We start from the raw sequence: 20,651 nt of genomic DNA on the forward strand, positions 1-20,651 counted from the left end.
TCCCCTCTGCGCCGCTGAGGAGCGCAGCTTCAGGCGGAAAAAGGGCCGCGCGTGTTTGAGCGAAGCGAGTTTGCGCGGACCCCGCCTGAAGCGAGCACCGCAAGGCAGCCCGAAGGGCCGGCGCAGTGGGGTCGACGGGCCCGCACCGCGTGCCGGGCGCCCTCGCCAGCGCACAACCACCCTTACCCACCCACAGCTGCCCTTTCCAAAACACAGACCCCTCCCAAAGCGCACTTTGGGGTAGCCTCTACCCTGAGCCAAGAAAGCAAGGAGACCCCGATGGCAAACACCCTTTCCCCCGCCGAAGAAGCATTGCGCGATGCCGCACGCGAATACCACCGTTCACCCGTCAAGGGCAAGATCTCGATCTCGCCGACCAAGCCGCTGCTGAACCAGCGCGACCTGTCGCTGGCCTACTCGCCGGGCGTGGCCTATCCCTGCCTCGACATCCAGGCCGACCCCTCGCTGGCGGCCGAATACACCTCGCGCGGCAACCTGGTCGGCGTGGTCACCAACGGCACCGCGGTGCTCGGACTGGGCAACATCGGCCCGCTGGCCAGCAAACCGGTCATGGAAGGCAAGGGCTGCCTGTTCAAGAAGTTCGCCGGCATCGACGTCTTCGACATCGAGCTGGCCGAGAACGACCCCGACAAGCTGGTCGAGATCATCGCGGCGCTCGAGCCCACGCTGGGCGGCATCAACCTCGAAGACATCAAGGCGCCCGAGTGCTTCTACATCGAGAAGAAGCTGCGCGAGCGCATGAACATCCCGGTGTTCCACGACGACCAGCACGGCACCGCCATCATTTCGGCGGCTGCGCTGATCAACGGGCTGGAACTGGTCGGCAAGAAGATCGAGGACGTGAAGATCGCGGTCTCGGGCGCCGGCGCCGCGGCGATCGCCTGCCTCGACGTGATGGTCGGCCTGGGCGTCAAGCCCGCCAACATCTATGCGGTCGACTCCAAGGGCCTGATCTACATCGGCCGTCCGGGCGGCTTCGACGACTCCAAGACCCGCTACGCGCAGAAGGACACGGGCGCCCGCACCCTGGCCGACGTCATGAAGGACGCCGACGTGTTCCTCGGCTGCTCGGCGCCAGGCGTGGTCTCGCAGGACATGGTCAAGAGCATGGGCAGCCAGCCGATCATCCTGGCGCTGGCCAACCCCGAGCCCGAGATCCGGCCCGAACTCGCCAAGGCCGTGCGCCCCGACTGCATCATCGCCACCGGCCGCTCGGACTACCCGAACCAGGTCAACAACGTGCTGTGCTTCCCCTACATCTTCCGCGGCGCGCTCGATTGCGGCGCCAGCAAGATCACGGAAGAAATGAAGCTGGCCTGCGTGCGCGAGATCGCCGACCTCACCAAGGCCGACATCAGCGAGGAAGTCGCCACCGCCTATGCGGGCCAGGAGCTTGCCTTCGGGCCCGACTACATCATCCCGAAGCCCTTCGACTCGCGGCTGATCCTGCGCATCGCGCCCGCGGTCGCCAAGGCGGCACAGGCCTCGGGCGTGGCCACCCGCCCGATCGAGGACCTCGACACCTACCGCCAGCACCTGACGCGCTTCGTCTACCAGACCGGCATGTTCATGCGCCCGGTGTTCACGGCCGCCAAGCTGGCCACCGCCAAGCGCGTGGCCTACGCCGAGGGCGAGGACGACCGCGTGCTGCGCGCCGCCCAGCTGGCGGTCGACGAGGGCCTGGCCAAGCCGATCCTGATTGGTCGCCCGGCCGTGATCGAAGCCCGCATCAAGAAGGCCGGACTGCACATCAGCCTCGGCAAGGAGGTCGAGTGCGTCGACCCCGAGGACGATCCGCGCTTCCGCACCTATTGGGAGGCCTATCATCAGATCATGGGCCGGCGCGGCATCACGCCCGAGGCCTCGAAGGCCATGGTGCGACGCTCCAACACCACCATCGCCTCGCTGATGCTGCACCTGGGCGACGCCGACGCCATGCTCTGCGGCCTGGTCGGCCGCTTCGACAGCCATCTGAAGATCCTCAACCAGGTGCTCGGCCTGAAGCGCGGCGCGCCGGGCTTCGCGACGCTGAACGCGCTGACGCTCGAGAAGTACACGCTCTTCATCGCCGACACCAACGTGCACGAGGACCCGAGCGCCGAGACGCTGGCCAATATCGCGATGATGGCGGCCGACGAGGTGCGGCGCTTCGGCCTGCCGCCCAAGGTGGCCTTCCTGTCGCACTCCAACTTCGGCTCGTCCGAGCGCGGCTCGGCGCGCAAGATGCGCCTGGCGCGCGACCTGTTCGCCAAGATGGCGCCCGACATCGAGTGCGATGGCGAGATGCACGGCGACGCCGCGCTGTCGGAGGACGTGCGCCTCAAGGCGCTGCCTGAGACCTCGCTCACCGGCGAGGCCAACTTGCTGATCTGCCCCAACCTCGACGCCGCCAACATCCTGTTCAACGTGCTGAAGATGACCGGCGGCAACGGCGTCACGGTGGGCCCGATCCTGATGGGTGCGCAGGGCTCGGCCCACATCCTGACGGCGTCTTCGACGGTGCGCCGCGTGGTCAACATGACTGCGCTGGCCGTGGCCGACGCCAACTCGCCGCGCTAGGCCGGCGCCGGGCCGCCCTGACCCGGCAGCGGCGATTCTCCCCCTGCCTGTTCCACGAGAGCCAGGACGCGCAGGGGGCTGCCGGAGCCTTGCTCGATCTTCAGTGGTGCCGAGACGATGAACGCCCCCACGGGCGGAAGCAGGTCGAGATTCTTCAGGCACTGCAGGCCGTAGCGGCCGGCGCCGTGCATCAACGTATGGCAGGGATAGGGCATCGGCCAGCCGTAGGACTGGCCGGCATCGGTGTTGATGGTTTCCACGCCGAAACCGTGCACCTTGCGCTCATGCACCAACCACTCGACCGCTTCCTGGGTCGGACCCGGCGTGTGGGCGCCGTCCTCGCGCATGTTGACGAACGCCACCGGGTCGCCCAGGCGCTTGGACCAATCGGTGCGGAACAACAGCCATGCACCTTCGGGAATGCGCCCGTGCGTGGATTCCCAGCGCTTCAAGTGGTCGACGCTCAACAGCCAATCGGCGTCCTCGGCCGCTTCCCGGCTGCAATCCACGACCACGGCCGGCGCCAGGAAGTGGCCGGGATCGATGGTGTCGACGGTGTTCGCCCCCAGGTCCTTGCCGGTGATCCAGTGAGCAGGCGCATCGAAGTGCGTGCCGGTGTGCTCGCCGCAGCTGAAGTTGTTCCAATACCAGGCGGGTCCGGCGGCGTCGTAGTGCGAGATGCGCTCGATCTTGAAGCCGCTGACCTGGCCGAACTGCGCCGGCAGCTGGAGTGGCGGGAAGTCCTCGCTCAGGGTCTGCGTCAGGTCGACGGTGCGGATCGTCTTGTTGCGCATCGCGTCGGCCAGCTGTTCCAGAATGCTCATGGGTTGCTCCTGTGCGTGGTGTGAAATCCATTCGCCGTCGCGTCATGCCTTGAGATGGGCCAGCGCGATCACCGAGACCGGCTTGATCGGCGCCTGCGCCGCGAAGACGCCCAGGCACCCGACCTCGGTCCCGCGGGCCTGCGCCAGCAGGTGCGCGACGGTGTGTTGGCAATAGCGCCCCTGGCAGTAGCCCATGCCGGTCCGGCAGGCGAGCTTCACGCTGTTCACGTCGCTTACATGGGGGTTGTCGCCAAGGAACTCGCGCACGGTCCCGGCCGGGACTTCCTCGCAGCGGCAGACCACCGTGTCGTCGGTGGCCAGTCGCGCCAGCGCATCGAGCCGCGGCTCGAAGAAGCRCAGCACGACGTCGGTGAAGCGCCGCGCCTTGGCGATGGCGCGAGTCGTCTGTCGCAAGGCCGCCGCCAGCGGCTCCGAGGGCGCCTCGCCGCGGCTGGCGGCGACGATGTTCAGCGCCGCCAACCGCCCTTCGAGAAAGGCGACTTCGGCACCGTTGACCCCGGCCGGTTCACCGGCGACATAGACGGGGTCCACGGTGGTGCGCATCCGCTCGTCGTGCCGGACGATCCAGCCGCCCTCCGCGGGACGCCACTGAACCGCGCAACCGGCCTGACGAGCCAGCTCGCTGGAAGCCAGCAGTCCGTAGCCGATGACCAGGGTGTCGGCCTGAAGCACCCGTTCGGTGCCGGGGCGTGCATGCCACTCGTTGTCGGCATCGCACAAGGTCACCTGCTGCACGGCGTCGTCGCCCTCCGCGCGCAGCACGAGGGTGCCGAAGCGGACGGGGACGCCATGCCGCTGGAGGTTGCGCAATGCCTTCGCGGTCTGGGCCAGCAGGCCGAAGTGGCCCGGCACGGCCGGCCAGCCGGCGAGCAGTTCATTGACGGCAGGCCTGGGCCGCGCAATGGCCACCTCGAGAACCTCGCCGCCCGCCTGCACCAGCAGATCGGCGACCAGCAGCAACAGCGGATGGGAGCCGGCGAGCACGAAGCGTTTTCCGGCTCGCAGGAACTGGCTCTTGGCCAGCGTCTGGATACCGCCCGCGGACATCACGCCGGGCAAGGTCCAGCCGGGAAACGCCACCGGCAGATCGTAGGCCCCGGTGGCGATCAACAGCGAACGGCCTTCGAGCACTTCGGTGTCGTCGGCTTGCGAGATGGCCAGCCGCACGCGGCCGTCGTCGGGCGATCGAAACACACCCCAGGCCGTGCGGCCCAGCCGCCATTCGATCGCCTTCGAACGACGCGCGCGCTCGAGCAGGGGCTCGCCGAACGCGTAGCTCTTGAATGCGCTCGAAGGCGGACTGCGAAAGGTCTGCGGGGGCTGGCGGAAGATCTGGCCGCCCACGTCGTGCTGTTCATCGACGACGACGACATGCAAGCCATGCTCGGCGGCCGTCAGCGCGGCCGACAGGCCGGCCGGGCCGGCACCGACGACGATGAGATCGAATGCGGATTCCTCAGTCATGGCGCGGCACCTCGATTCGCATGTGTTCTGCCACGCGCGTCATGCAGCTGCGCACCGCCGGTCGGCCGTCGATGGTCACCAGGCAGTCGAAGCACACGCCCATGTTGCAGACCGGGGCCCGCGGAGCCCCCGACGCCGTGCGACGGAAGGCGACGATGCCCGCCGCCAGCAAGGCCGTCGCCACCGTCTCTCCCGGGTGGCACGAGGTGGCGGCGCCGTTGATGTAGATGCAGATCGGCGCGGGCCGGGTCACGTCGGCATCGATGCGAATGCGATCAGGCAAGGGTCAGGCTCCCGAAACGTTGAGGGTCGTAGGCACGCACGTCGAAGGCCTCGGGCCGGCCGAGGATCTTGTCGGCGAGGATGCGCGCGTAGGTCGGGCCGAGCGTGAAGGCCGAGCCGCCCGTCGCGATGAACAGGCCCGCGGCCTTGGGCACTTCGCCGATCAACGGCAGCTGGTCGGCGATCAGGGCCGTCGTGCCGGTCCAGACGCGCAGCACCGGAAGATGAGCGACGGCGGGCACGACGGCGGCCGCTGCGGCCATGTTGCCGGCCAGCGAGGGCAGCAGCAGCTCGGGCCGGCGATCCAGATCGACCAGGCCGCGGGATTGCCGCAGCGCGGCCGGCCAGCCGCCGCCGATCAGGACATTGCCTTCAGGCGTCTGCTTCATCGACAGGCGCCGCCCGGCGTGCTGGACGAGGTGCTCGATCAACGGCGCCGTGCGCGCGGTGGCCGCCATGGTCAAAGCGACGGGACTGACCGGCAGCACGACGCCCGCCATCTGCGCCAGCCGTCCGGACCACGCGCCCGCGGCGATGACCACGTGCTCGGCCTGGCAGACGCCGCCGTCGTCGAAGGCCACATGCCATCCGCGTCCGTTGCGGCGCATCGCTTGCACGCCGGTTCGCGAGTGCACCTGCGCGCCCAGCCGCATCGCGGCGCGGGCGTAGGCCAGCGCGCAGCGCCGCGGATCGGCCTTGCCCTCGGCGGCGCAGAAAGCCGCCGCGATGACCGCCTCGCCCAGATAGGGCGCACGCGCCCGCACGGCGGCGCGGTCCAGCAACTCGGTCTGCAGCCCCGCGGCTTGTTCCAACGCAATCTTGCGGGCCAGCCGCTCCACCTGTTCGGCCGTTTCGGCGACCATGAAGCCCCCATGCTGCACCACGCCCAGGTCGGCGCCGAGTTCGGTTTCGAGCCAACTCCAGCTGCGCTGGGCGTCCAGGTGCAAGGGAATGGCCTCGGCCGCCTTGCGCGCGGCCGACTCGCCGTTCTCGATCATCCGGTACTCGAGCTGGAAATGCAGGCTGCCGGCATTCTGGCCCGAGGCCTGGGCATTGAGCTGGTTCTTCTCGACCAGCAGCACCTGGGTGCCCGCGGCCGCCAGCAGGTAGGCGACTGCGCAGCCCAACAGGCCGCCGCCCACCACCAGCGTGGCGATGCGGTCGGGCCGGTCCTTCACGCTGAACTCCGCGGCGATCACGTGTCGGCGAGCGCGACGGTGGCGAGGCCCAGCCCTTCGAGCGTGGCGCGCACCTGCTCGACTTCGACGGCCGTCAGTTCGAGCAGCGGTCGCCGCACATGACCCGCGGGTACGCCGCGCAGCCGCAGCGCGGTCTTGAGGATGGCCTGCGCGCTGCCGAAGTTGCCCGCGAAGTCCTTGTTGAACCAGGCCTTCATGATGACCCGGTCGCGCTCGCCCAGCGCGACCGCACCGGCCTTGTCGCCGGCCGCGACGCGGCGCCAGAAGTCGGAATGGTCCGCGCCCAGCACGCCGCCCGCACCCATCAGGCCATCGCTGATCCCGAGTGACGCCAAGTCGGCGCCAAGGGCCGAGGTCGGCATGTTGAAGTAGCGCACCTTGTGCCGCAGCGCATAGGCGCCCTGCAAGAACGTCGCGAAGTTGGGCGTCGAGTTCTTGATCGCCACCACGTGGTCGATCTCGGCCAGTTCGTCGAGCAGTTCGACGTCCATGTCGACCACGCAGCCGCGCGGCCAGTTGTAGATGCAGATCGGAATGTCGGTGGCATCGGACACGTCGGTGTAGAACTGCACCAGCTCGCGCCGGCTCGGCACGATGTAGGGCGGCGGCGTCAGCAGGATGCCGTCGAGCCCGGCGCGCTCGGCGGCGCGCGCATGGCGAATGGCCTCGGCCGCGGTGTAGGCGTTGCAGCCGCCGAGCACGGTGATCCGCTTGTCGATCGTGCGGCCGGCTTCCAGGAACAGCTGGGCCCGCTCGGCCTCGCTGAGGCTGAACCATTCGCCCGATGTGCCCGCCAGCACCACGCCATGCATGCGCTGCTGCACATGCCACTCGAGCTGGGCGCCCAGGGCGGCCCAGTCCATGTCGCCATTGCGTGCGAAGGGGGTCGTGATGGCGGGGATGTAGCCTGCCCAGTCGACGTCGTTGCGGTTCATTCGATCTTTCTCCTCAGTTCAATGCGGCATCGGCTTCGATTTCGATCAGGAAATCGGGCAGGGCCAGCGCCTGTACGCCGATGAAGGTGTTGGCCGCGGGCAAGGCGTCGCCGTAAAAGGCGGCGATCTCGGCGCAGATCGGCCCCAGCGTGTCGGGCGTGTGGTTGACCACGTAGGTGCGCAAGCGCACCACGTCGGCGGGCGTCGCGCCGGCTGCGCCCAGCACTTCCTTGAGGTTGGCGAGGGCCTGGCGCGCTTGCGCGATCACGTCACTGCCGCCGACCAGATGGCAGTCGCGGTCCCAGGCGACCTGGCCCGCCAGGTGAAGCGTGCGTCCTCCGTTCTGCAGGACCGCATGGGAGAAGCCGAACGGAACCGTCTGATACATGGACTCGGGATTGATCACTTGTCGTGTCATTGGGGGGTGCTCCGATGAGGCAATGGAAAAAAAAGGAAGTTGAGGGGTCAGAACGGCCGGCCGTGCACGACCAGTTCGAGCATGTTCTGCCAGGGATCGAGGAAGTACAGGTACTGCGACCCCGCGGTCGGCCCTTCGGAAAAGGCGATGCGTTCGAAGACGGTGCAACCGTTGTCGCGCAGCCACCGGGCCGCAGCATCCATGTCGTCCACCTCGAGGCCGAGGTGGTGCGCGCCGATGTGGTTGCCGCGCAGCGGACTGGTCGTGCTGCTCGGCGGATTCCTGTAGGCGAACAGTTCGAGCCGAATGCCTCCGGGCAGGCCGAGCAGGCACAGTTCGAGCTGTGCACCGGCGACGCCGATGTGCGCCTCCATCCAGTCCCGGCCGTCGGCCTCGCGCGGCATCTCGGCGGCGTCGAACGGCCCCAGGCCGTAGAGGATCTGCGCACCGAAGACGCGTTGATAGAAGGAGATGACCGGCTCCAGTTCCGCGACCGTCCAGGCGACATGGTCGATGCGGCGGATACCCAGTGGGTTGGCATTCATGGTGTTGACTCCGCTGACGGGTTCAGGGCCTGGCCAGTTGATGGGCATGCAGCCGCACGCCCAGCGCCACGCCAGCCGCCGTGGGCCGCGGCGTCACCAGGCTGACGCAGATCACCGTGAATGCATTGATTGCCATGGCGATCAAGCCCACCTCCCACCCCGGGAACAGCGCGCTCCACCAGAGCTGCGCGAAGGGAGCGAGCAATGCGACGAAGCCCGCGACGATGCCGGCCACGACGCCCATCGCCGACGTTCTCTTCCACAGGAAGGCCAGGAACACGCCCGGGCCCAGCATGCCGATGGCGGAGTAGGCCTTCAAAAGGATCGACACCAGGGAACCCTTCTGGTCCATCGACAGCCACACCGCCAGCGCGGCGAATGCGACCAGTGCGGCACGCGAGATGAGCAGTGCCCTGGTTTCGCTCAGCGCCGGGCAGACCGGCGTCACCACATTGCGCGTGAAGATCGTGCCGGCGGTGAGCAGCAGCACCGAGCCGGGCACCAGCGCCAGCAGGACGCCGGTGCCCGCCAACAGGCCGACCACCCAGTCGGGATACTTGGTCGACACGAACTGCAGCAGCGCGGCGTTCATGTTGTTGCCTGGGGGCAAGGTGCCCGCGACCAGGGCGGCCAGGCCCAGCAGGATGATGAAGAAGTAGGCCAGCGAGTAGATCGGCTGCCAGATCGCGTTGCGGCGAATCGCGGTCGGGCTGTGGGCCGAGTACGAGATCTGGAACAGATGGGGGAACACCCAGTTGCCAAGGGCGACGTTCAAGGCTGCGGTGATCAGCCACACGTTGGTGGTCGGTGCGCCGGGGTCCGCGCCGGGCAGCTTGCCGATGCCGGGCCGCATGGCTTCGGCCATGTCGAAGATGTCGAACATGGAGCTGGCGCCGACCTTGTGGGCGACCGTCGCGGCCAGGATCACCATCAGGACGATCATCATCACGTCCTTGACCCCGGCCGCGAACGCCGCCGAACGCAGACCGGCGGCCAGAACGAAGGCCACCATCAAGGCGCCGGCAACGATCAACGACAGCGTGGGCGACAAGGCCTGGTCGAAGGTGAGCGAGACGATCAGGCTCAGGCTGACCAGCTGGATCTGCACGTAGATGACCAGGCTGGCGATGCCGATCAAGCCGGTGACCACGCCCAGCCAGGGCGCGTCATAGCGATAGGCAAAGAAGTCCGCCTGCGTCAGCAAGCCCGCACTGCGCCCGGCGCGCCATATCTTGGGCATCAGCAGGTAGCCGATCGCGAACGACAGCGAGACCGAGCAGAACGCGAGATAGGCCGGCGCCCCCAGCGCCCAGGCGTAGCCCGCAATGCCGAAGACGGCGAAGGTGGTGTAGATCTCGCCGGCATTCATGAACCAGAACAGCAGGGTTCCCATGCTCCGGCCGCCGACGGCCCAGTCGGCGACCGTCTTGCCGCGCGACGCTGCACGGCCGAAGCCGATGGCTCCCACGACTGTCGCCAGCAGCAACAGTGCCGCAACGGTGTACTTCATGGCGCGGCCTTCGTGGACGCGGTCGCGGCGATGAAGGCCGCCTCTTCCTCTTCGAGGCCGGCGCGCCGGTCGAGATGGAACACCAGTGCAAAGATCAAGCTGGCGAACACCACGCCGGCCATTTGCCAAACCATCGGGAAGGGCATGCCGAAGGGCCGCAGGGCCACCTCGTTCACGAGCGGAATGCAGCCGACCTGCCAGATGAACGGCAGAACAAGAAGCACCAGATGCGGCCGCTTGGGGGCAGAGCCGATATCGGCCCTCCAGGTTGGAGTAGTCATGCTGACCTCGAAGAGGAGTGGGAATTGAGCTGGACACCGAGTTTTGTGCACTTTCACTGCACATGCAAAAGAATATGTTTTCAATCAAACCAAGTCAATACGTATTCTTGTAGAGGAAAACCCTCTGCCTCAGCTTCGCATCCATCACACATTGTTGTGTAGTCAAGCTACACATCAAGCAGATCACTTATGCTTTGCGCCTTGGCTTCCACACGCTTGGATCACTGTGCTTGGCAAACGATTGAATGAATTGCGGGTCGCCCGCGGCCTCTCGCTGCGGGCACTGGCGAAAGATGCCGGCGTCTCGCCCACGCTGCTGAGCCAGATCGAACGCGAGGTGACCGAGCCCAGCCTCAACACGCTGCGCGCGCTGAGCGCCGTGTTCGGCGAATCCATGGCCGCGCTCTTCCTGGATCCCGAGGCGCCATCGGTCTGGCTCAGCCGCCCCGGCGAGCGCACGCAGATCATCGGCCCCAAGGGTGCCGTCAGCTATGAGCGGCTGACCCGAGGCAACGGCCCGATGGAAGTGCTGCGCGCCGTGTTCGTGCCAGGCCAGTATTCGGTGGCCGAGACGGTCAGCCACCCATCGGTCGAGTGCATCTACGTCATCCGCGGAACGATGACTGTCGAACTGGCCGGCGTTCCGCATCAGGTGCAGGCCGGAGAAGCCATCTCCTTCGATGCGATTCACGCGCATCGCTACGTCAATCACGGCCATGTCGATGCCGAGATCATCCTGTCGGTGACGCCGCCGATCCCCTGATCGCTTCGCCCGCGCACCTGCCTGGGCCGGCCGAAAGGGTTCGCACCAAGTGCGCGCCGGCACTGTTTTTGCTTGAATCCCGTGCATCCCTCTTTCACGGAATCCTGCATGAACAAGCGCCACCTGCTCCAGACCTTCCTCGCTGTCTCGGCCCTCGGCCTCGGGCTGGGAACCACCCACGCCCAGACGACGACACCGATCAAGTTCCAGCTCGACTGGCGCTTCGAGGGGCCCGGCGCCTTCTTCACCCATCCGGCGGCCAAGGGCTACTTCAAGGCCGGCGGCCTCGACGTCACGGTCGACGCCGGCAACGGCTCGGGCGGCGCGGTCACGCGCGTGGCCTCGGGCGCCTACGACATGGGCTTCGCCGACCTGGCGGCGCTGATGGAGTTCCACGCCAACAACCCCGACAGCCCGAACAAGCCGGTCGCGGTGATGATGGTCTACAACAACACGCCGGCCTCGGTCATGGCGCTCAAGAAGAGCGGCATCGCCAAGCCCGCGGACCTCGCGGGCAAGAAGCTCGGGGCGCCGGTGTTCGACGCCGGCCGCCGCGCCTTCCCGATCTTCGCCAAGGCCAACAACATCGGCGCGGTGAACTGGACCGCGATGGACCCGACCCTGCGCGAGACCATGCTGCTGCGCGGCGACATCGACGCCATCACGGGCTTCACCTTCACCTCGCTGCTGAACCTGGAGTCGCGCGGCGCCAAGGCGGCCGACATCGTGATCCTGCCCTACCCGGACTACGGCGTGAAGCTCTACGGCAACGCGATCATCGCCTCGCCCAAGCTGATCAAGGAGAACCCGGCGGCCGTGAAGGCTTTCCTCATGGCCTTCACCAAGGGCGCCAAGGAAGTGATCGCCAGCCCCGCGGTCGCGATCGAGTCGATCAAGGCGCGCGACGGCATCGTCAACAGCGAACTGGAAACGCGCCGTCTCAAGCTCGCGATCGACACCGTGATCAACACGCCCGACGCGCGCGCCGAGGGCTTCGGCCAGATCAACGCCGGCCGGCTGTCGCTGATGGCCTCGCAGGTGTCGGACGCCTTCGCGACCAAGACCCGCGTCAACCCCGAAGCCGTGTGGAACGGTTCGATGCTGCCGCCGGCGGCCGAACTCAACGTTCTGCGCAAGTGACGGCGGGAACGCAGAACGAGCCCTTCGTCGACTTCCAGGACGTCTGGCTCGCCTACAACGAGGAACTGCTGCACGCCAACCACTTCGCGGTCGAGGCCATCGACCTGAAGGTGGCGCGCGGCGAATTCATCGCCATCGTCGGCCCCTCGGGCTGCGGCAAGTCGACCTTCATGAAGCTCACGACGGGGCTTCGGATGCCCTCGATGGGCAAGATCCGCATCGACGGCCAGCCGGTCACCGGGCCGCTGAAGATCTCGGGCATGGCCTTCCAGGCGCCATCGCTGCTGCCCTGGCGCACCACGGTCGACAACGTGCTGCTGCCGCTCGAGATCGTCGAGCCCTACCGCTCGACCTTCAAGGCCAGGCGGAAGGAATACGTCGAGCGGGCCCGCAAGCTGCTGCAGAAGGTCGGCCTGGGCGGCTACGAGGACAAGTTCCCCTGGCAGCTCTCGGGCGGCATGCAGCAGCGCGCGAGCATCTGCCGCGCGCTCATCCACGAGCCCAAGATGCTGCTGCTCGACGAGCCCTTCGGCGCCCTCGACGCCTTCACGCGCGAGGAGCTCTGGTGCATCCTGCGCGACCTCTGGACCGAGCAGCGGTTCAACGTGATCCTGGTCACGCACGATTTGCGCGAATCGGTGTTCCTGGCCGACACCGTGTACGTGATGAGCAAGAGCCCGGGCCGCTTCGTCGTCAAGCGCGAGATCGAGCTGCCGCGGCCGCGCGAGCTGGAACTCACCTACACCAAGGCGTTCACCGACATCGTGCTCGAGCTGCGCGGCCACATCGGCGCGATCCGAAGCCACGCGATCGCCGATGCCGCCAGGGCGCCGGCCGTGATCGCGCAGTAGTCCACCCATGAAAAACAACAAGCAAATCGAACGCTGGTCGCCCTGGCTGCTGCTGGTCGCGGTCATCGTGCTGTGGCAGATCATCTGCTCGGGCTTCGGCGTCTCGGAATTCATCTTTCCGAGCCCATGGCGCATCTGGACCCAGTTCTGGGAGTTCAAGGAAATCATCGCGGGCCACGCCTGGCGCACCTTCTGGGTCACGATGGCCGGCTTCGGCCTGGCGATCGTGGTGGGGGTGCTGCTGGGCTTCGTGATCGGCAGCTCGCGGCTGGCCTACGCCGCGATGTACCCGCTGATGACCGCCTTCAACGCGCTGCCCAAGGCGGCCTTCGTGCCGATCCTGGTGGTCTGGTTCGGCATCGGCGTCGGTCCGGCGATCCTCACGGCCTTCCTGATCAGCTTCTTCCCGATCATGGTCAACATCGCGACCGGCCTCGCGACGCTCGAACCCGAGCTGGAGGACGTGCTGCGCGTGCTCGGCGCCAAGCGCTGGGACGTGCTGGTGAAGATCGGCTTCCCGCGCTCGATGCCGTACTTCTTCGCCTCGCTCAAGGTGGCGATCACGCTGGCCTTCGTCGGCACCACGGTGTCGGAGATGACCGCCGCCAACGAGGGCATCGGCTACCTGCTGATCTCGGCCGGCTCGTCGATGCAGATGGGGCTGGCCTTTGCCGGGCTGATGGTGGTCGGGGCGATGGCGATGGGGATGTACGAGCTGTTCAGTGCGGTCGAGAAGCACACCACGGGCTGGGCGCACCGGGGTTCGCAGGGGGAGTGAAAGCGCCTATCCTTGCAGGTTCAGGCCGCCGCGAGGTGGGGCCAACAATTCTGGAGACGAACCATGATCAAGGTCAGCGTGATGTACCCCAACACCGCCGGCGCGCGTTTCGACCACGCGTACTACCGCGACAAGCACATGCCGCTGCTGAAAAGCAGGATGGGCGATGCCTGCAAGTCCTACACGATCGACAAGGGCATCGCGGGCGGTGCGCCCGGCGCACCCGCGCCCTACGTCGGCATGTGCCACATCTTCTGCGACTCGGTGGAATCCTTCCAGGCCGCCTTCGGGCCGCATGCGAAGGAAATCATGGGCGACATCCCGAACTACACCGATCTGCAGCCGGTGATGCAGATCAGCGAAGTGGTCGTCGGCTGAGCCGCTTCCGCGCGTTCAAGCCAGTCTGGTAGCGATCTCCGTCTTGACTTCGGTCATCAGGCGGTGCACCGGGCACTTGCCCGCCACGCGCAGCAGCTCGGCGCGCTGCGCCTCTGTCAGTTCGCCGGTGACGCGCAGCGAACTGTCGAGTCGGTAGACGCCCTGCCGCTCCTCGCTGTCGTCGCGGTCGACCGCGACCTCGATCTCCTCGATCGGCATGCCCTTGCGCCGCGCATAGAGCAGCACCGTGAGCGCCTTGCAGGCCGCGAGCGAGGCATCGTAGAGATCGTGCGGCGTCGGGCCCGCGTCCTCGCCGCCGCCGTCGGGCGAGGCATCGACCGCGATCTCGTGGGCGCGGATCTTGAGGATGTGGCGGGTCGCGCCCGTGACGCCGTCGCGCCGGACCGTGATGCTCATGGGAAGTGCTCCTGGTTGGATGTCGTTCGGCGCCGTCCTGGCGCTCGATGCGGATCATGCCCGCAGAAACCGGAGCCCGGGGCGGCCCACGTCGGCGCCTGGAAATCCTGAAATGCCCGGCGCCGGGATCTCTACACTTGCGGCATGCCATGGCACGCGCGACTCGACCTCGACTACCAGCTTGAAGCCCAGCGCAGCGTGGCGCGCTTTCGCCACGACGGGCCGCTGCGCATCCTGCAGAGCCTCTACCCCGAAGGCGATGCCGTCTGCCACAACGTATTGGTGCATCCGCCCGGCGGACTGGTCGGCGGCGACACGCTGGACATCCGCGTGCGAGCGGCGGCGGGCAGCCACGGGCTGATCACCACGCCGGGCGCTTCGCGCTTCTATCGCTCGGACGGCGAACTCGCGCTGCAGCGATCCGAGCTGGTGGTCGAGTCCGGCGCCCGGCTCGAATGGCTGCCGCTCGAGGCGATCTGCTACAGCGGCTGCCGGGCCGAGAACCGCCTGACGTTGCGCGTCGACCCGGGCGCCGAACTGATCGGCTGGGATGTCACGGCGCTGGGCCTGCCGAATGCCGGCAAGCCCTTCGAACTCGGCACGCTGCAGCAGCACATCGAGGCCCCCGGCGTGTGGCTGGAGCGCGGGCGCATCGATGCCCGCGACCAGCGCCTGCTGCAGAGCCCGCTGGGCCTGGCCGGCCACCGCTGCCTGGCCTCGATCTTCTTCGTCGCCGGCTCGCCGATCGCGCGCGCGCGATGCGAGGCCGCGCTGGAGGCCGCCCGATCGCTGATCGAGGCCCACGCGCTCGGCGAAAGCGCGGGCGCCACCAGCCCCCATCCCGGGATCATCGTGCTGCGCACCCTGGCGCCGGTGGTCGAGCCCGCCATGCACCTGCTGCGACAGGTCTGGCAGGCCTGGCGCGCCGAACTCTGGGGCCTGGCCGGCCAGCCGCCGCGGATCTGGTCGATGTAGGCGAACGGGGATGAGCCGCAGGGCCGCTCCCAAGGCGACTACCGAAGCGCGGTTGCGCGAAGGGACTCCAATGAGCGCGACCCGCACCGACATCCCCGCCCGCCTCGACCGCCTGCCCTGGTCGCGCTGGCACTGGCGCGTGGTCATCGCGCTCGGCGTGGCCTGGGTGCTGGACGGACTCGAGGTCACGCTGGTCGGCTCGATCGGCGGCGTGCTCGAACGGCCCGACACGCTGGGGCTGAGCGCCGCGCAGATCGGCGGCGCAGGCTCGCTCTACGTCGGCGGCGCGGTCATCGGCGCCCTGGCGTTCGGGCGCCTGGCAGACCGGCTCGGCCGCAAGAAGCTGTTCCTGGTCACGCTCGCGGTCTATGCGGCGGCGACGCTCGCCACGGCCTTTTCCCCCGATTTCGCCTTCTTCGCGCTGTGTCGCTTCGCCACCGGGCTCGGCATCGGCGGCGAGTATGCGGCGATCAACTCGGCCATCGACGAACTGATCCCGGCGCGGGTGCGCGGCCGCGTGAACCTCGCCATCAATGGCAGCTTCTGGATCGGCGCGGCGCTCGGGGCCGGGCTCAGCCTCTGGCTGCTCGACGCCCGGGTGCTCGGGCCGGTGTGGGGCTGGCGCGCCGGCTTCGCGCTGGGCGCCCTGCTCGCGGTGGCGATCCTGCTGGTGCGCCGTGACGTTCCCGAAAGCCCGCGCTGGCTGATCGCGCACGGCCGTGCCGACGAGGCCGAGCGCATCATGCGGCGCATCGAGGCGGAAGTCAGGGCGCAGCATGGGGCGCTGCCTGCTGCGATCGGCCATGTGAGCTTCGGCGGCCGGGCCGGTCCCGGCTGGCGCGAGGTGGCGCAGGTGCTGCTGCGGCGCTACCCGCGGCGCAGCATGGTGGCGCTGGCCCTGATGATCTCGCAGGCCTTCCTCTACAACGCGATCTTCTTCACCTACGCACTGGTCCTGACGCGCTTCCACGGCGTGCCCGAAGGCCAGGTGGCGCTCTACATCTTTCCGTTCGCGCTCGGCAACGTGCTGGGGCCGCTGCTGCTGGGCCCGCTGTTCGACCGCGTCGGCCGGCGCCGGATGATCGCGCTGACCTATGTGCTCTCGGGCATCGGCCTGGCGCTGACGGGCTGGGCCTTCATGCAGGGCTGGCTCGACGCGCGCAGCCAGGCCCTGTGCTGGTCGGCGGTGTTCTTCCTCGCCTCCGCCGCGGCCAGCTCGGCCTACCTCACGGTCAGCGAGGTGTTCCCGCTCGAGATGCGCGCGATCGCGATCTCGATCTTCTATGCGGTGGGCACCGGGGCCGGCGGCTTCGCGGCGCCATGGCTGTTCGGCGCCCTGATCGAGACCGGCAGCCGCGGCGCGGTCGCCATCGGCTACGCGATCGGCGCCGTGCTGGTCATTGCCGCGGGGCTGCTGGCGCTGTTCTTTGCGGTCGACGCGGAACGCAAGCCGCTCGAGGAGGTGGCGCCGCCGCTCACTGCGCCCCCACCGTGACCCGCGCCGTCATGTATGGATGCACCGCGCAGACATAGTCGTAGGCACCCGGCTTCGGGAAGGCCCGGCTGAAGCTCTGGCCCGGCAGCATCAGCGCCATGCCGGGCGCACCGTCCGCGAAGGCAAGGCCGTGCGGCGCACCGTCGTCGTTGGTCCAGGTCACGCTGTCGCCGACGTTGATCGCCAGCTGCGCCGGCCCGAAGGCGAAGTTCTCGATCGAGACCCTGGCGCCGCTCCCGGCCCGGTGCTGCACCGCCACCTTGCGCGGCGCGTTGCCCACCGGGATCGTGACCACCGGGCCGCCCGCGAGGTCGACCAGGCTGACGTCGTTGGACCCTTCGTTGGTCACGAGCACCTTCTTTCCGCCGGGCAGGATGTCGACCCAGTGCGGCTGCTTTCCGACCGCGATGCTGCCGGTGGGCGCCTGCGTCGCCGGGTCGAACAGCATCAGCTCGCCGGGTCCCTGGACCACCACGACGCCGGACCGGGCGCCTGCGAAGAGATGCGCCACATGGGGCGAGATGCCGGTGGGGATCTGCGCGACCGGCTTGTTCGATGCGGCGTCGAACACCTGCACCGCGCTGACGCCGGCCATCGTCACATAGAGCATCTTGCCGTCGGGGCCGAATTCGAGGTCGCGCGGCGTCTTCTCGACCGGCACGCTCGCGGCGACCTTGCGCGTCGCGAGATCGATCACCACCAGCGCGAAGGCGCCCGGTGCCTGCGAGGACACATAGGCTTTCTTGCCATCGGGTCCGACCGTGAGCGTGTGCGGCTTGGGCACCGGCACAGTCGCCGCCACCGCATGCGTCGCGACGTCGACGAAGGCCACCCGGTCCTCGCCGTTCACTGCCACCAGCAGCCAGCGGCCGTCGGGTGTGATGGCCAGGCCCTGCGGCCCCTTGCCGACTTCCACGGTGTCGCTGATGCGATCGCTCGCGGTGTCGATCACGCTGAGGCTGGACGCGCTGGCGCCGCTCACGAAGACCTGGCGGTCGTTGCGGGCGATCACGATGCCGTCGGGACCCGCGGCCACCGGCACCGTCGCGATGAGGCGTTGGGCGGTGGTGTCGATCACGCTGACCGTGTCGTCCTTGAAATTGCCCACATAGGCCTTGGCGCCGGCGGCGAAGGCGGGGTTGGCCAGCAGCAAGGCCGCCAGCGCGGAGGCGAGTATCGGGTTCAGCTTCATGGTGAGGCTCCTGAACAAGTGGGAAAGGAACAAAATCGACACCAGGCATGACGGCCCGCGCGCCCCGGCTATTCCCGAGACCGGAATAAAGGGCGACGCCGGCCCGTCAAGCAGGGGAAGGAAGCTGTTGACCGATCGCACCCGTCGATTCGAAGCTGCGGCCCTGCCGCATCTGCCTGCCGCGTACAACCTCGCGCGCTGGCTGCTGCGCGACGAACGGCAGGCCGAGGACGCAGTGCAGGACGCCTATTTGCGCGCGTTCCGCTTCTACGACGACCTGCGCGGCGAGCAGGCGCGGCCCTGGCTGCTGGGCATCGTGCGCAACGCCTGCTATGACTGCATGCGCCAGCACCGGCATCTGGCCGACCAGGTCGAATTCGACGAGCTGCGCGACAGCGGCGGCGACGCGCCCGCGGATCTCGGCGACCCCGCGCTGGTCTGGGAACAGCGTACGCGCGGCCAGCGGATCAACGCCGCGATCGAGGCGCTGGCGCCGCCGTTCCGCGAAGTCATCGTGCTGCGCGAGCTGGAGGAGATGTCGTACGAAGACATCGCACGCATCGCCGGCGTTCCGATCGGCACGGTGATGTCGCGGCTGTCGCGCGCACGGGCCTTGCTGCGCACTGCGCTGCAGTCGGAAGCGCCGCACGGACAACGGGAAGGAAGGCGTGATGCAAGCCACTGATGACGACGAACTGGGCGCGATGATCCGGCGCGAGGGCGTCCGGCATGCGCCGTCCGCGGCGCTGGCCGAGCGCATCCGCGCCGATCTGCAGGAAGCGCAGGCGCCTCGGGCTCGCCCCCCGCGCACGGGCATGTCCGGTCGCTGGCTGCAGGCCATCACGCTGTTCGGCGCCGGCGCGGCCACCGCCTGGGGCCTGGCGCTCGCGCTGCTGGTGGCGCCCGTGCAGGATTCGGCAAGCGACGCCGTCACCGACAGCCATGTCCGTTCCCTGATGGCCTCGCACCTCGCCGACGTCGCCTCGAGCGACCAGCACACCGTCAAGCCCTGGTTCGCCGGCAAGCTGGATTTTTCACCTCCGGTGATCGATCTCGCGGCCGAGGGCCTGCCGCTGGCCGGCGGCCGCCTCGACGTCGTCGACGGCCACCCGGTCGCCGCGCTGGTCTACCGGTCGGGCCCGCACGTGATCAACCTGTTCGTCTGGCCCGCAGCCGACGCGAAGCCGATCGGGCCACGGTGGCTGGCGCGGCGCGGCTACAACCTCGTGCACTGGGCCCAGGGCGGGATGCAGGCCTGGGCCGTCTCGGACCTCAACGCCACGGAACTGCGGGCCTTCGCCGCGCTCGCCAGCGAAAGGATGGTGTCGGCCGAAGCTGCGGCACGCTGATCAGATCGCGACCATCTGACGCACGCCGTCGGCTTCCATGTCCTTGCCGAGCCCGCGCGCAATCACTTCGCCGCGTTCCATCACGAGGTAGTCGTCGGCCAGGTCCTGCGCGAAGTCGTAGTACTGCTCGCACAGCACGATCGCCATGTCGCCGCGATCGGCCAGCATGCGGATCACGCGGCCGATGTCCTTGATGATGCTCGGCTGGATGCCTTCGGTGGGCTCGTCGAGGATCAGGAGCTTGGGCCTGGGGGCCAGCGCCCGCGCGATGGCGAGCTGCTGCTGCTGGCCGCCCGAGAGGTCGCCGCCGCGCCGGCCCAGCATTTGCTTCAACACCGGGAACAGCGCGTAGAGCTCGGGCGGGATCGGCGTCGCGCCCGGCTTGTAGGCCAGGCCCATGCGCAGGTTCTCCTCGACCGTGAGCCGCGCGAAGATCTCGCGGCCCTGGGGCACGAAGCCCATGCCGGCGCGGGCGCGCTCGTAGGGCGTCTTCTTCTGGATCGGCCTGCCGTCGAACTCGATGCTGCCGCTCTTGATCGGCACCAGCCCCATCAGGGACTTGAGCAGGGTGGTCTTGCCGACGCCGTTGCGGCCCAGCAGCACGGTGACCTTGCCCAGGCGGGCTTCGAAGCTGACGTCTCGCAGGATGTGGGAGCCGCCGTAGTACTGGTGGATATTCTTGACGCTGAGCATTGGGAGTCCTTGCGGCTCGAGTGGGTTTTTCGAGCGTTGCTATTTGCTTGAGGCCGGGGCCGGGTCTCGCCCCGGCGGGCGACTCACTTTCTTTTGGGTCGCCAAAAGAAAGTAAGCAAAGAAAAGGCGACCCTGCTGTGGGCGACCCGCAGCAAAGCTGCGGGCAACCTGCGGTGCTCGCTTTTCGCGGGGTCCGCGCAAACTCGCTTCGCTCAAACACGCGCGGCCCTGATCCGCAAAAAGCTCCGCTCCTCGGCACCCACAGAAGGGATTGGGCTCCCCTCGGGCCTTCGCTTCGCTCGGCCAAAACAAGCAGCCAACAGCCAACCCAAGCAACAAGGACGCGCCACGGCGCGTTGCTGTTCTATCCCCTCTGTGCGTGCCGAGGAGCGCAGCTTCAGGCGGAAAGAGGGCCGCGCGTGTTTGAGCGCAGCGAGTTTGCGCGGACCCCGCCTGAAGCGAGCACCGCAGGTTGCCCGGAGCGAAGCGGAGGGACGCGCACAGTGGGGTCGCCTTTCTTTGGCTTACTTTTCTTTGGCGAGACAAAGAAAAGTGAGTCGC

At 68.1% G+C, this 20,651-nt stretch carries 22 protein-coding genes; 10 read left to right on the forward strand and 12 right to left on the reverse strand.

All coding sequences use genetic code 11. The features are described from left to right. Positions 1-279 precede the first annotated feature (279 nt). A complete protein-coding gene (locus AB4Z46_RS20500) occupies positions 280-2,580 on the forward strand; it encodes an NADP-dependent malic enzyme (RefSeq protein ID WP_442285377.1) in 2,301 nt (766 codons plus the stop codon). On the opposite strand, the gene AB4Z46_RS20505 is transcribed toward AB4Z46_RS20500, so the two are convergent. From AB4Z46_RS20505 to AB4Z46_RS20545, 9 genes are read right to left on the reverse strand one after another with little or no spacing between them, the layout of a single operon-like run. Further along, positions 2,577-3,404, reverse strand: coding sequence for a cyclase family protein (locus AB4Z46_RS20505; RefSeq protein WP_442285378.1), 828 nt, complete (start codon positions 3,402-3,404; stop codon positions 2,577-2,579). The two genes, AB4Z46_RS20500 and AB4Z46_RS20505, sit on opposite strands and share 4 nt — an antisense overlap. Positions 3,405-3,446: 42 nt before the next feature. Then, positions 3,447-4,889 (reverse strand): FAD-dependent oxidoreductase, encoded by a 1,443-nt coding sequence (locus tag AB4Z46_RS20510; protein ID WP_442285379.1) that lies wholly within the window; start codon positions 4,887-4,889, stop codon positions 3,447-3,449. Next, positions 4,882-5,172: a (2Fe-2S)-binding protein gene (locus tag AB4Z46_RS20515; RefSeq protein ID WP_442285380.1), complete on the reverse strand. Its 291-nt coding sequence runs from the start codon at positions 5,170-5,172 to the stop codon at positions 4,882-4,884. The genes AB4Z46_RS20510 and AB4Z46_RS20515 overlap by 8 nt, the downstream gene beginning before the upstream one ends. After that, the gene (locus AB4Z46_RS20520) at positions 5,165-6,370 is read right to left on the reverse strand and encodes an NAD(P)/FAD-dependent oxidoreductase (RefSeq protein WP_442285381.1); all 1,206 of its coding nucleotides are present in this window, start codon (positions 6,368-6,370) and stop codon (positions 5,165-5,167) included. The genes AB4Z46_RS20515 and AB4Z46_RS20520 overlap by 8 nt, the downstream gene beginning before the upstream one ends. Then, the gene (locus AB4Z46_RS20525) at positions 6,367-7,305 is read right to left on the reverse strand and encodes a dihydrodipicolinate synthase family protein (RefSeq protein WP_442285382.1); all 939 of its coding nucleotides are present in this window, start codon (positions 7,303-7,305) and stop codon (positions 6,367-6,369) included. Before AB4Z46_RS20525 ends, AB4Z46_RS20520 begins: the two co-directional genes overlap by 4 nt. Before the next feature lie 13 nt (positions 7,306-7,318). Next, positions 7,319-7,723 (reverse strand): RidA family protein, encoded by a 405-nt coding sequence (locus tag AB4Z46_RS20530; protein ID WP_442285383.1) that lies wholly within the window; start codon positions 7,721-7,723, stop codon positions 7,319-7,321. Between the two features lie 47 nt (positions 7,724-7,770). Further along, entirely contained in the window at positions 7,771-8,268 is a 498-nt protein-coding gene (locus AB4Z46_RS20535; protein ID WP_442285384.1) for a VOC family protein, read from the reverse strand. A gap of 22 nt (positions 8,269-8,290) precedes the next feature. Continuing rightward, the gene (locus AB4Z46_RS20540) at positions 8,291-9,778 is read right to left on the reverse strand and encodes a sodium:solute symporter family protein (RefSeq protein ID WP_442285385.1); all 1,488 of its coding nucleotides are present in this window, start codon (positions 9,776-9,778) and stop codon (positions 8,291-8,293) included. Beyond that, complete coding sequence (locus AB4Z46_RS20545) at positions 9,775-10,059, reverse strand: DUF3311 domain-containing protein (protein ID WP_442285386.1); 285 nt, start codon at positions 10,057-10,059, stop codon at positions 9,775-9,777. The genes AB4Z46_RS20540 and AB4Z46_RS20545 overlap by 4 nt, the downstream gene beginning before the upstream one ends. Before the next feature lie 226 nt (positions 10,060-10,285). Here AB4Z46_RS20545 and AB4Z46_RS20550 point away from each other — a divergent pair, with 226 nt between their 5' ends. The 5 genes from AB4Z46_RS20550 to AB4Z46_RS20570 all read left to right on the forward strand — a co-directional run bounded on the left by AB4Z46_RS20550 (position 10,286) and on the right by AB4Z46_RS20570 (position 13,969). After that, positions 10,286-10,822, forward strand: a complete 537-nt coding sequence (locus AB4Z46_RS20550) for a helix-turn-helix domain-containing protein (RefSeq protein ID WP_442285387.1) — start codon at positions 10,286-10,288, stop codon at positions 10,820-10,822. 108 nt (positions 10,823-10,930) lie between these two features. Next, entirely contained in the window at positions 10,931-11,962 is a 1,032-nt protein-coding gene (locus tag AB4Z46_RS20555; RefSeq protein WP_442285388.1) for an ABC transporter substrate-binding protein, read from the forward strand. Beyond that, positions 11,959-12,813: an ABC transporter ATP-binding protein gene (locus tag AB4Z46_RS20560; protein WP_442285389.1), complete on the forward strand. Its 855-nt coding sequence runs from the start codon at positions 11,959-11,961 to the stop codon at positions 12,811-12,813. Before AB4Z46_RS20555 ends, AB4Z46_RS20560 begins: the two co-directional genes overlap by 4 nt. Before the next feature lie 7 nt (positions 12,814-12,820). Then, positions 12,821-13,591, forward strand: coding sequence for an ABC transporter permease (locus tag AB4Z46_RS20565; protein WP_442285390.1), 771 nt, complete (start codon positions 12,821-12,823; stop codon positions 13,589-13,591). A 63-nt stretch (positions 13,592-13,654) separates the two neighbouring features. Then, entirely contained in the window at positions 13,655-13,969 is a 315-nt protein-coding gene (locus AB4Z46_RS20570; RefSeq protein WP_442285391.1) for an EthD family reductase, read from the forward strand. Between the two features lie 15 nt (positions 13,970-13,984). On the opposite strand, the gene AB4Z46_RS20575 is transcribed toward AB4Z46_RS20570, so the two are convergent. Next, entirely contained in the window at positions 13,985-14,386 is a 402-nt protein-coding gene (locus AB4Z46_RS20575) for an OsmC family protein (protein ID WP_442285392.1), read from the reverse strand. A gap of 144 nt (positions 14,387-14,530) precedes the next feature. Here AB4Z46_RS20575 and AB4Z46_RS20580 point away from each other — a divergent pair, with 144 nt between their 5' ends. Then, positions 14,531-15,361, forward strand: a complete 831-nt coding sequence (locus AB4Z46_RS20580) for an urease accessory protein UreD (RefSeq protein ID WP_442285393.1) — start codon at positions 14,531-14,533, stop codon at positions 15,359-15,361. A 70-nt stretch (positions 15,362-15,431) separates the two neighbouring features. Then, positions 15,432-16,856, forward strand: coding sequence for an MFS transporter (locus AB4Z46_RS20585; RefSeq protein WP_442285394.1), 1,425 nt, complete (start codon positions 15,432-15,434; stop codon positions 16,854-16,856). On the opposite strand, the gene AB4Z46_RS20590 is transcribed toward AB4Z46_RS20585, so the two are convergent. Next, positions 16,837-18,048, reverse strand: coding sequence for a YVTN family beta-propeller repeat protein (locus tag AB4Z46_RS20590; RefSeq protein ID WP_442285395.1), 1,212 nt, complete (start codon positions 18,046-18,048; stop codon positions 16,837-16,839). The two genes, AB4Z46_RS20585 and AB4Z46_RS20590, sit on opposite strands and share 20 nt — an antisense overlap. Between AB4Z46_RS20590 and AB4Z46_RS20595 the strand changes: the two genes are divergently transcribed. Continuing rightward, on the forward strand, positions 17,996-18,733 hold the full coding sequence (locus AB4Z46_RS20595; RefSeq protein WP_442285396.1) for a sigma-70 family RNA polymerase sigma factor: 738 nt from the start codon (positions 17,996-17,998) through the stop codon (positions 18,731-18,733). The two genes, AB4Z46_RS20590 and AB4Z46_RS20595, sit on opposite strands and share 53 nt — an antisense overlap. Next, complete coding sequence (locus AB4Z46_RS20600; RefSeq protein ID WP_442285397.1) at positions 18,720-19,397, forward strand: anti-sigma factor family protein; 678 nt, start codon at positions 18,720-18,722, stop codon at positions 19,395-19,397. The genes AB4Z46_RS20595 and AB4Z46_RS20600 overlap by 14 nt, the downstream gene beginning before the upstream one ends. Here the strand turns inward: AB4Z46_RS20600 and urtE are convergent, their stop codons facing one another. Then, positions 19,398-20,090, reverse strand: coding sequence for an urea ABC transporter ATP-binding subunit UrtE (gene urtE / locus AB4Z46_RS20605; RefSeq protein WP_442285398.1), 693 nt, complete (start codon positions 20,088-20,090; stop codon positions 19,398-19,400). Positions 20,091-20,651: the final 561 nt, after the last annotated feature.

Source organism: Variovorax sp. M-6 (assembly GCF_052114385.1).
In the GTDB taxonomy this organism is placed as follows: Bacteria; Pseudomonadota; Gammaproteobacteria; order Burkholderiales; family Burkholderiaceae_C; genus Variovorax.

Bases quoted from the DNA above. Each gene is read 5' to 3' on its own strand.
- AB4Z46_RS20590 (WP_442285395.1), bottom strand. From the start codon at position 18,048: ATGAAGCTGAACCCGATACTCGCCTCCGCGCTGGCGGCCTTGCTGCTG.
- AB4Z46_RS20585 (WP_442285394.1), top strand. From the start codon at position 15,432: ATGAGCGCGACCCGCACCGACATCCCCGCCCGCCTCGACCGCCTGCCC.
- AB4Z46_RS20600 (WP_442285397.1), top strand. From the start codon at position 18,720: ATGCAAGCCACTGATGACGACGAACTGGGCGCGATGATCCGGCGCGAG.
- AB4Z46_RS20575 (WP_442285392.1), bottom strand. From the start codon at position 14,386: ATGAGCATCACGGTCCGGCGCGACGGCGTCACGGGCGCGACCCGCCAC.
- AB4Z46_RS20500 (WP_442285377.1), top strand. From the start codon at position 280: ATGGCAAACACCCTTTCCCCCGCCGAAGAAGCATTGCGCGATGCCGCA.
- AB4Z46_RS20540 (WP_442285385.1), bottom strand. From the start codon at position 9,778: ATGAAGTACACCGTTGCGGCACTGTTGCTGCTGGCGACAGTCGTGGGA.
- AB4Z46_RS20580 (WP_442285393.1), top strand. From the start codon at position 14,531: ATGCCATGGCACGCGCGACTCGACCTCGACTACCAGCTTGAAGCCCAG.
- AB4Z46_RS20545 (WP_442285386.1), bottom strand. From the start codon at position 10,059: ATGACTACTCCAACCTGGAGGGCCGATATCGGCTCTGCCCCCAAGCGG.
- AB4Z46_RS20525 (WP_442285382.1), bottom strand. From the start codon at position 7,305: ATGAACCGCAACGACGTCGACTGGGCAGGCTACATCCCCGCCATCACG.
- AB4Z46_RS20555 (WP_442285388.1), top strand. From the start codon at position 10,931: ATGAACAAGCGCCACCTGCTCCAGACCTTCCTCGCTGTCTCGGCCCTC.
- AB4Z46_RS20505 (WP_442285378.1), bottom strand. From the start codon at position 3,404: ATGAGCATTCTGGAACAGCTGGCCGACGCGATGCGCAACAAGACGATC.
- AB4Z46_RS20535 (WP_442285384.1), bottom strand. From the start codon at position 8,268: ATGAATGCCAACCCACTGGGTATCCGCCGCATCGACCATGTCGCCTGG.
- AB4Z46_RS20570 (WP_442285391.1), top strand. From the start codon at position 13,655: ATGATCAAGGTCAGCGTGATGTACCCCAACACCGCCGGCGCGCGTTTC.
- urtE (WP_442285398.1), bottom strand. From the start codon at position 20,090: ATGCTCAGCGTCAAGAATATCCACCAGTACTACGGCGGCTCCCACATC.
- AB4Z46_RS20530 (WP_442285383.1), bottom strand. From the start codon at position 7,723: ATGACACGACAAGTGATCAATCCCGAGTCCATGTATCAGACGGTTCCG.
- AB4Z46_RS20565 (WP_442285390.1), top strand. From the start codon at position 12,821: ATGAAAAACAACAAGCAAATCGAACGCTGGTCGCCCTGGCTGCTGCTG.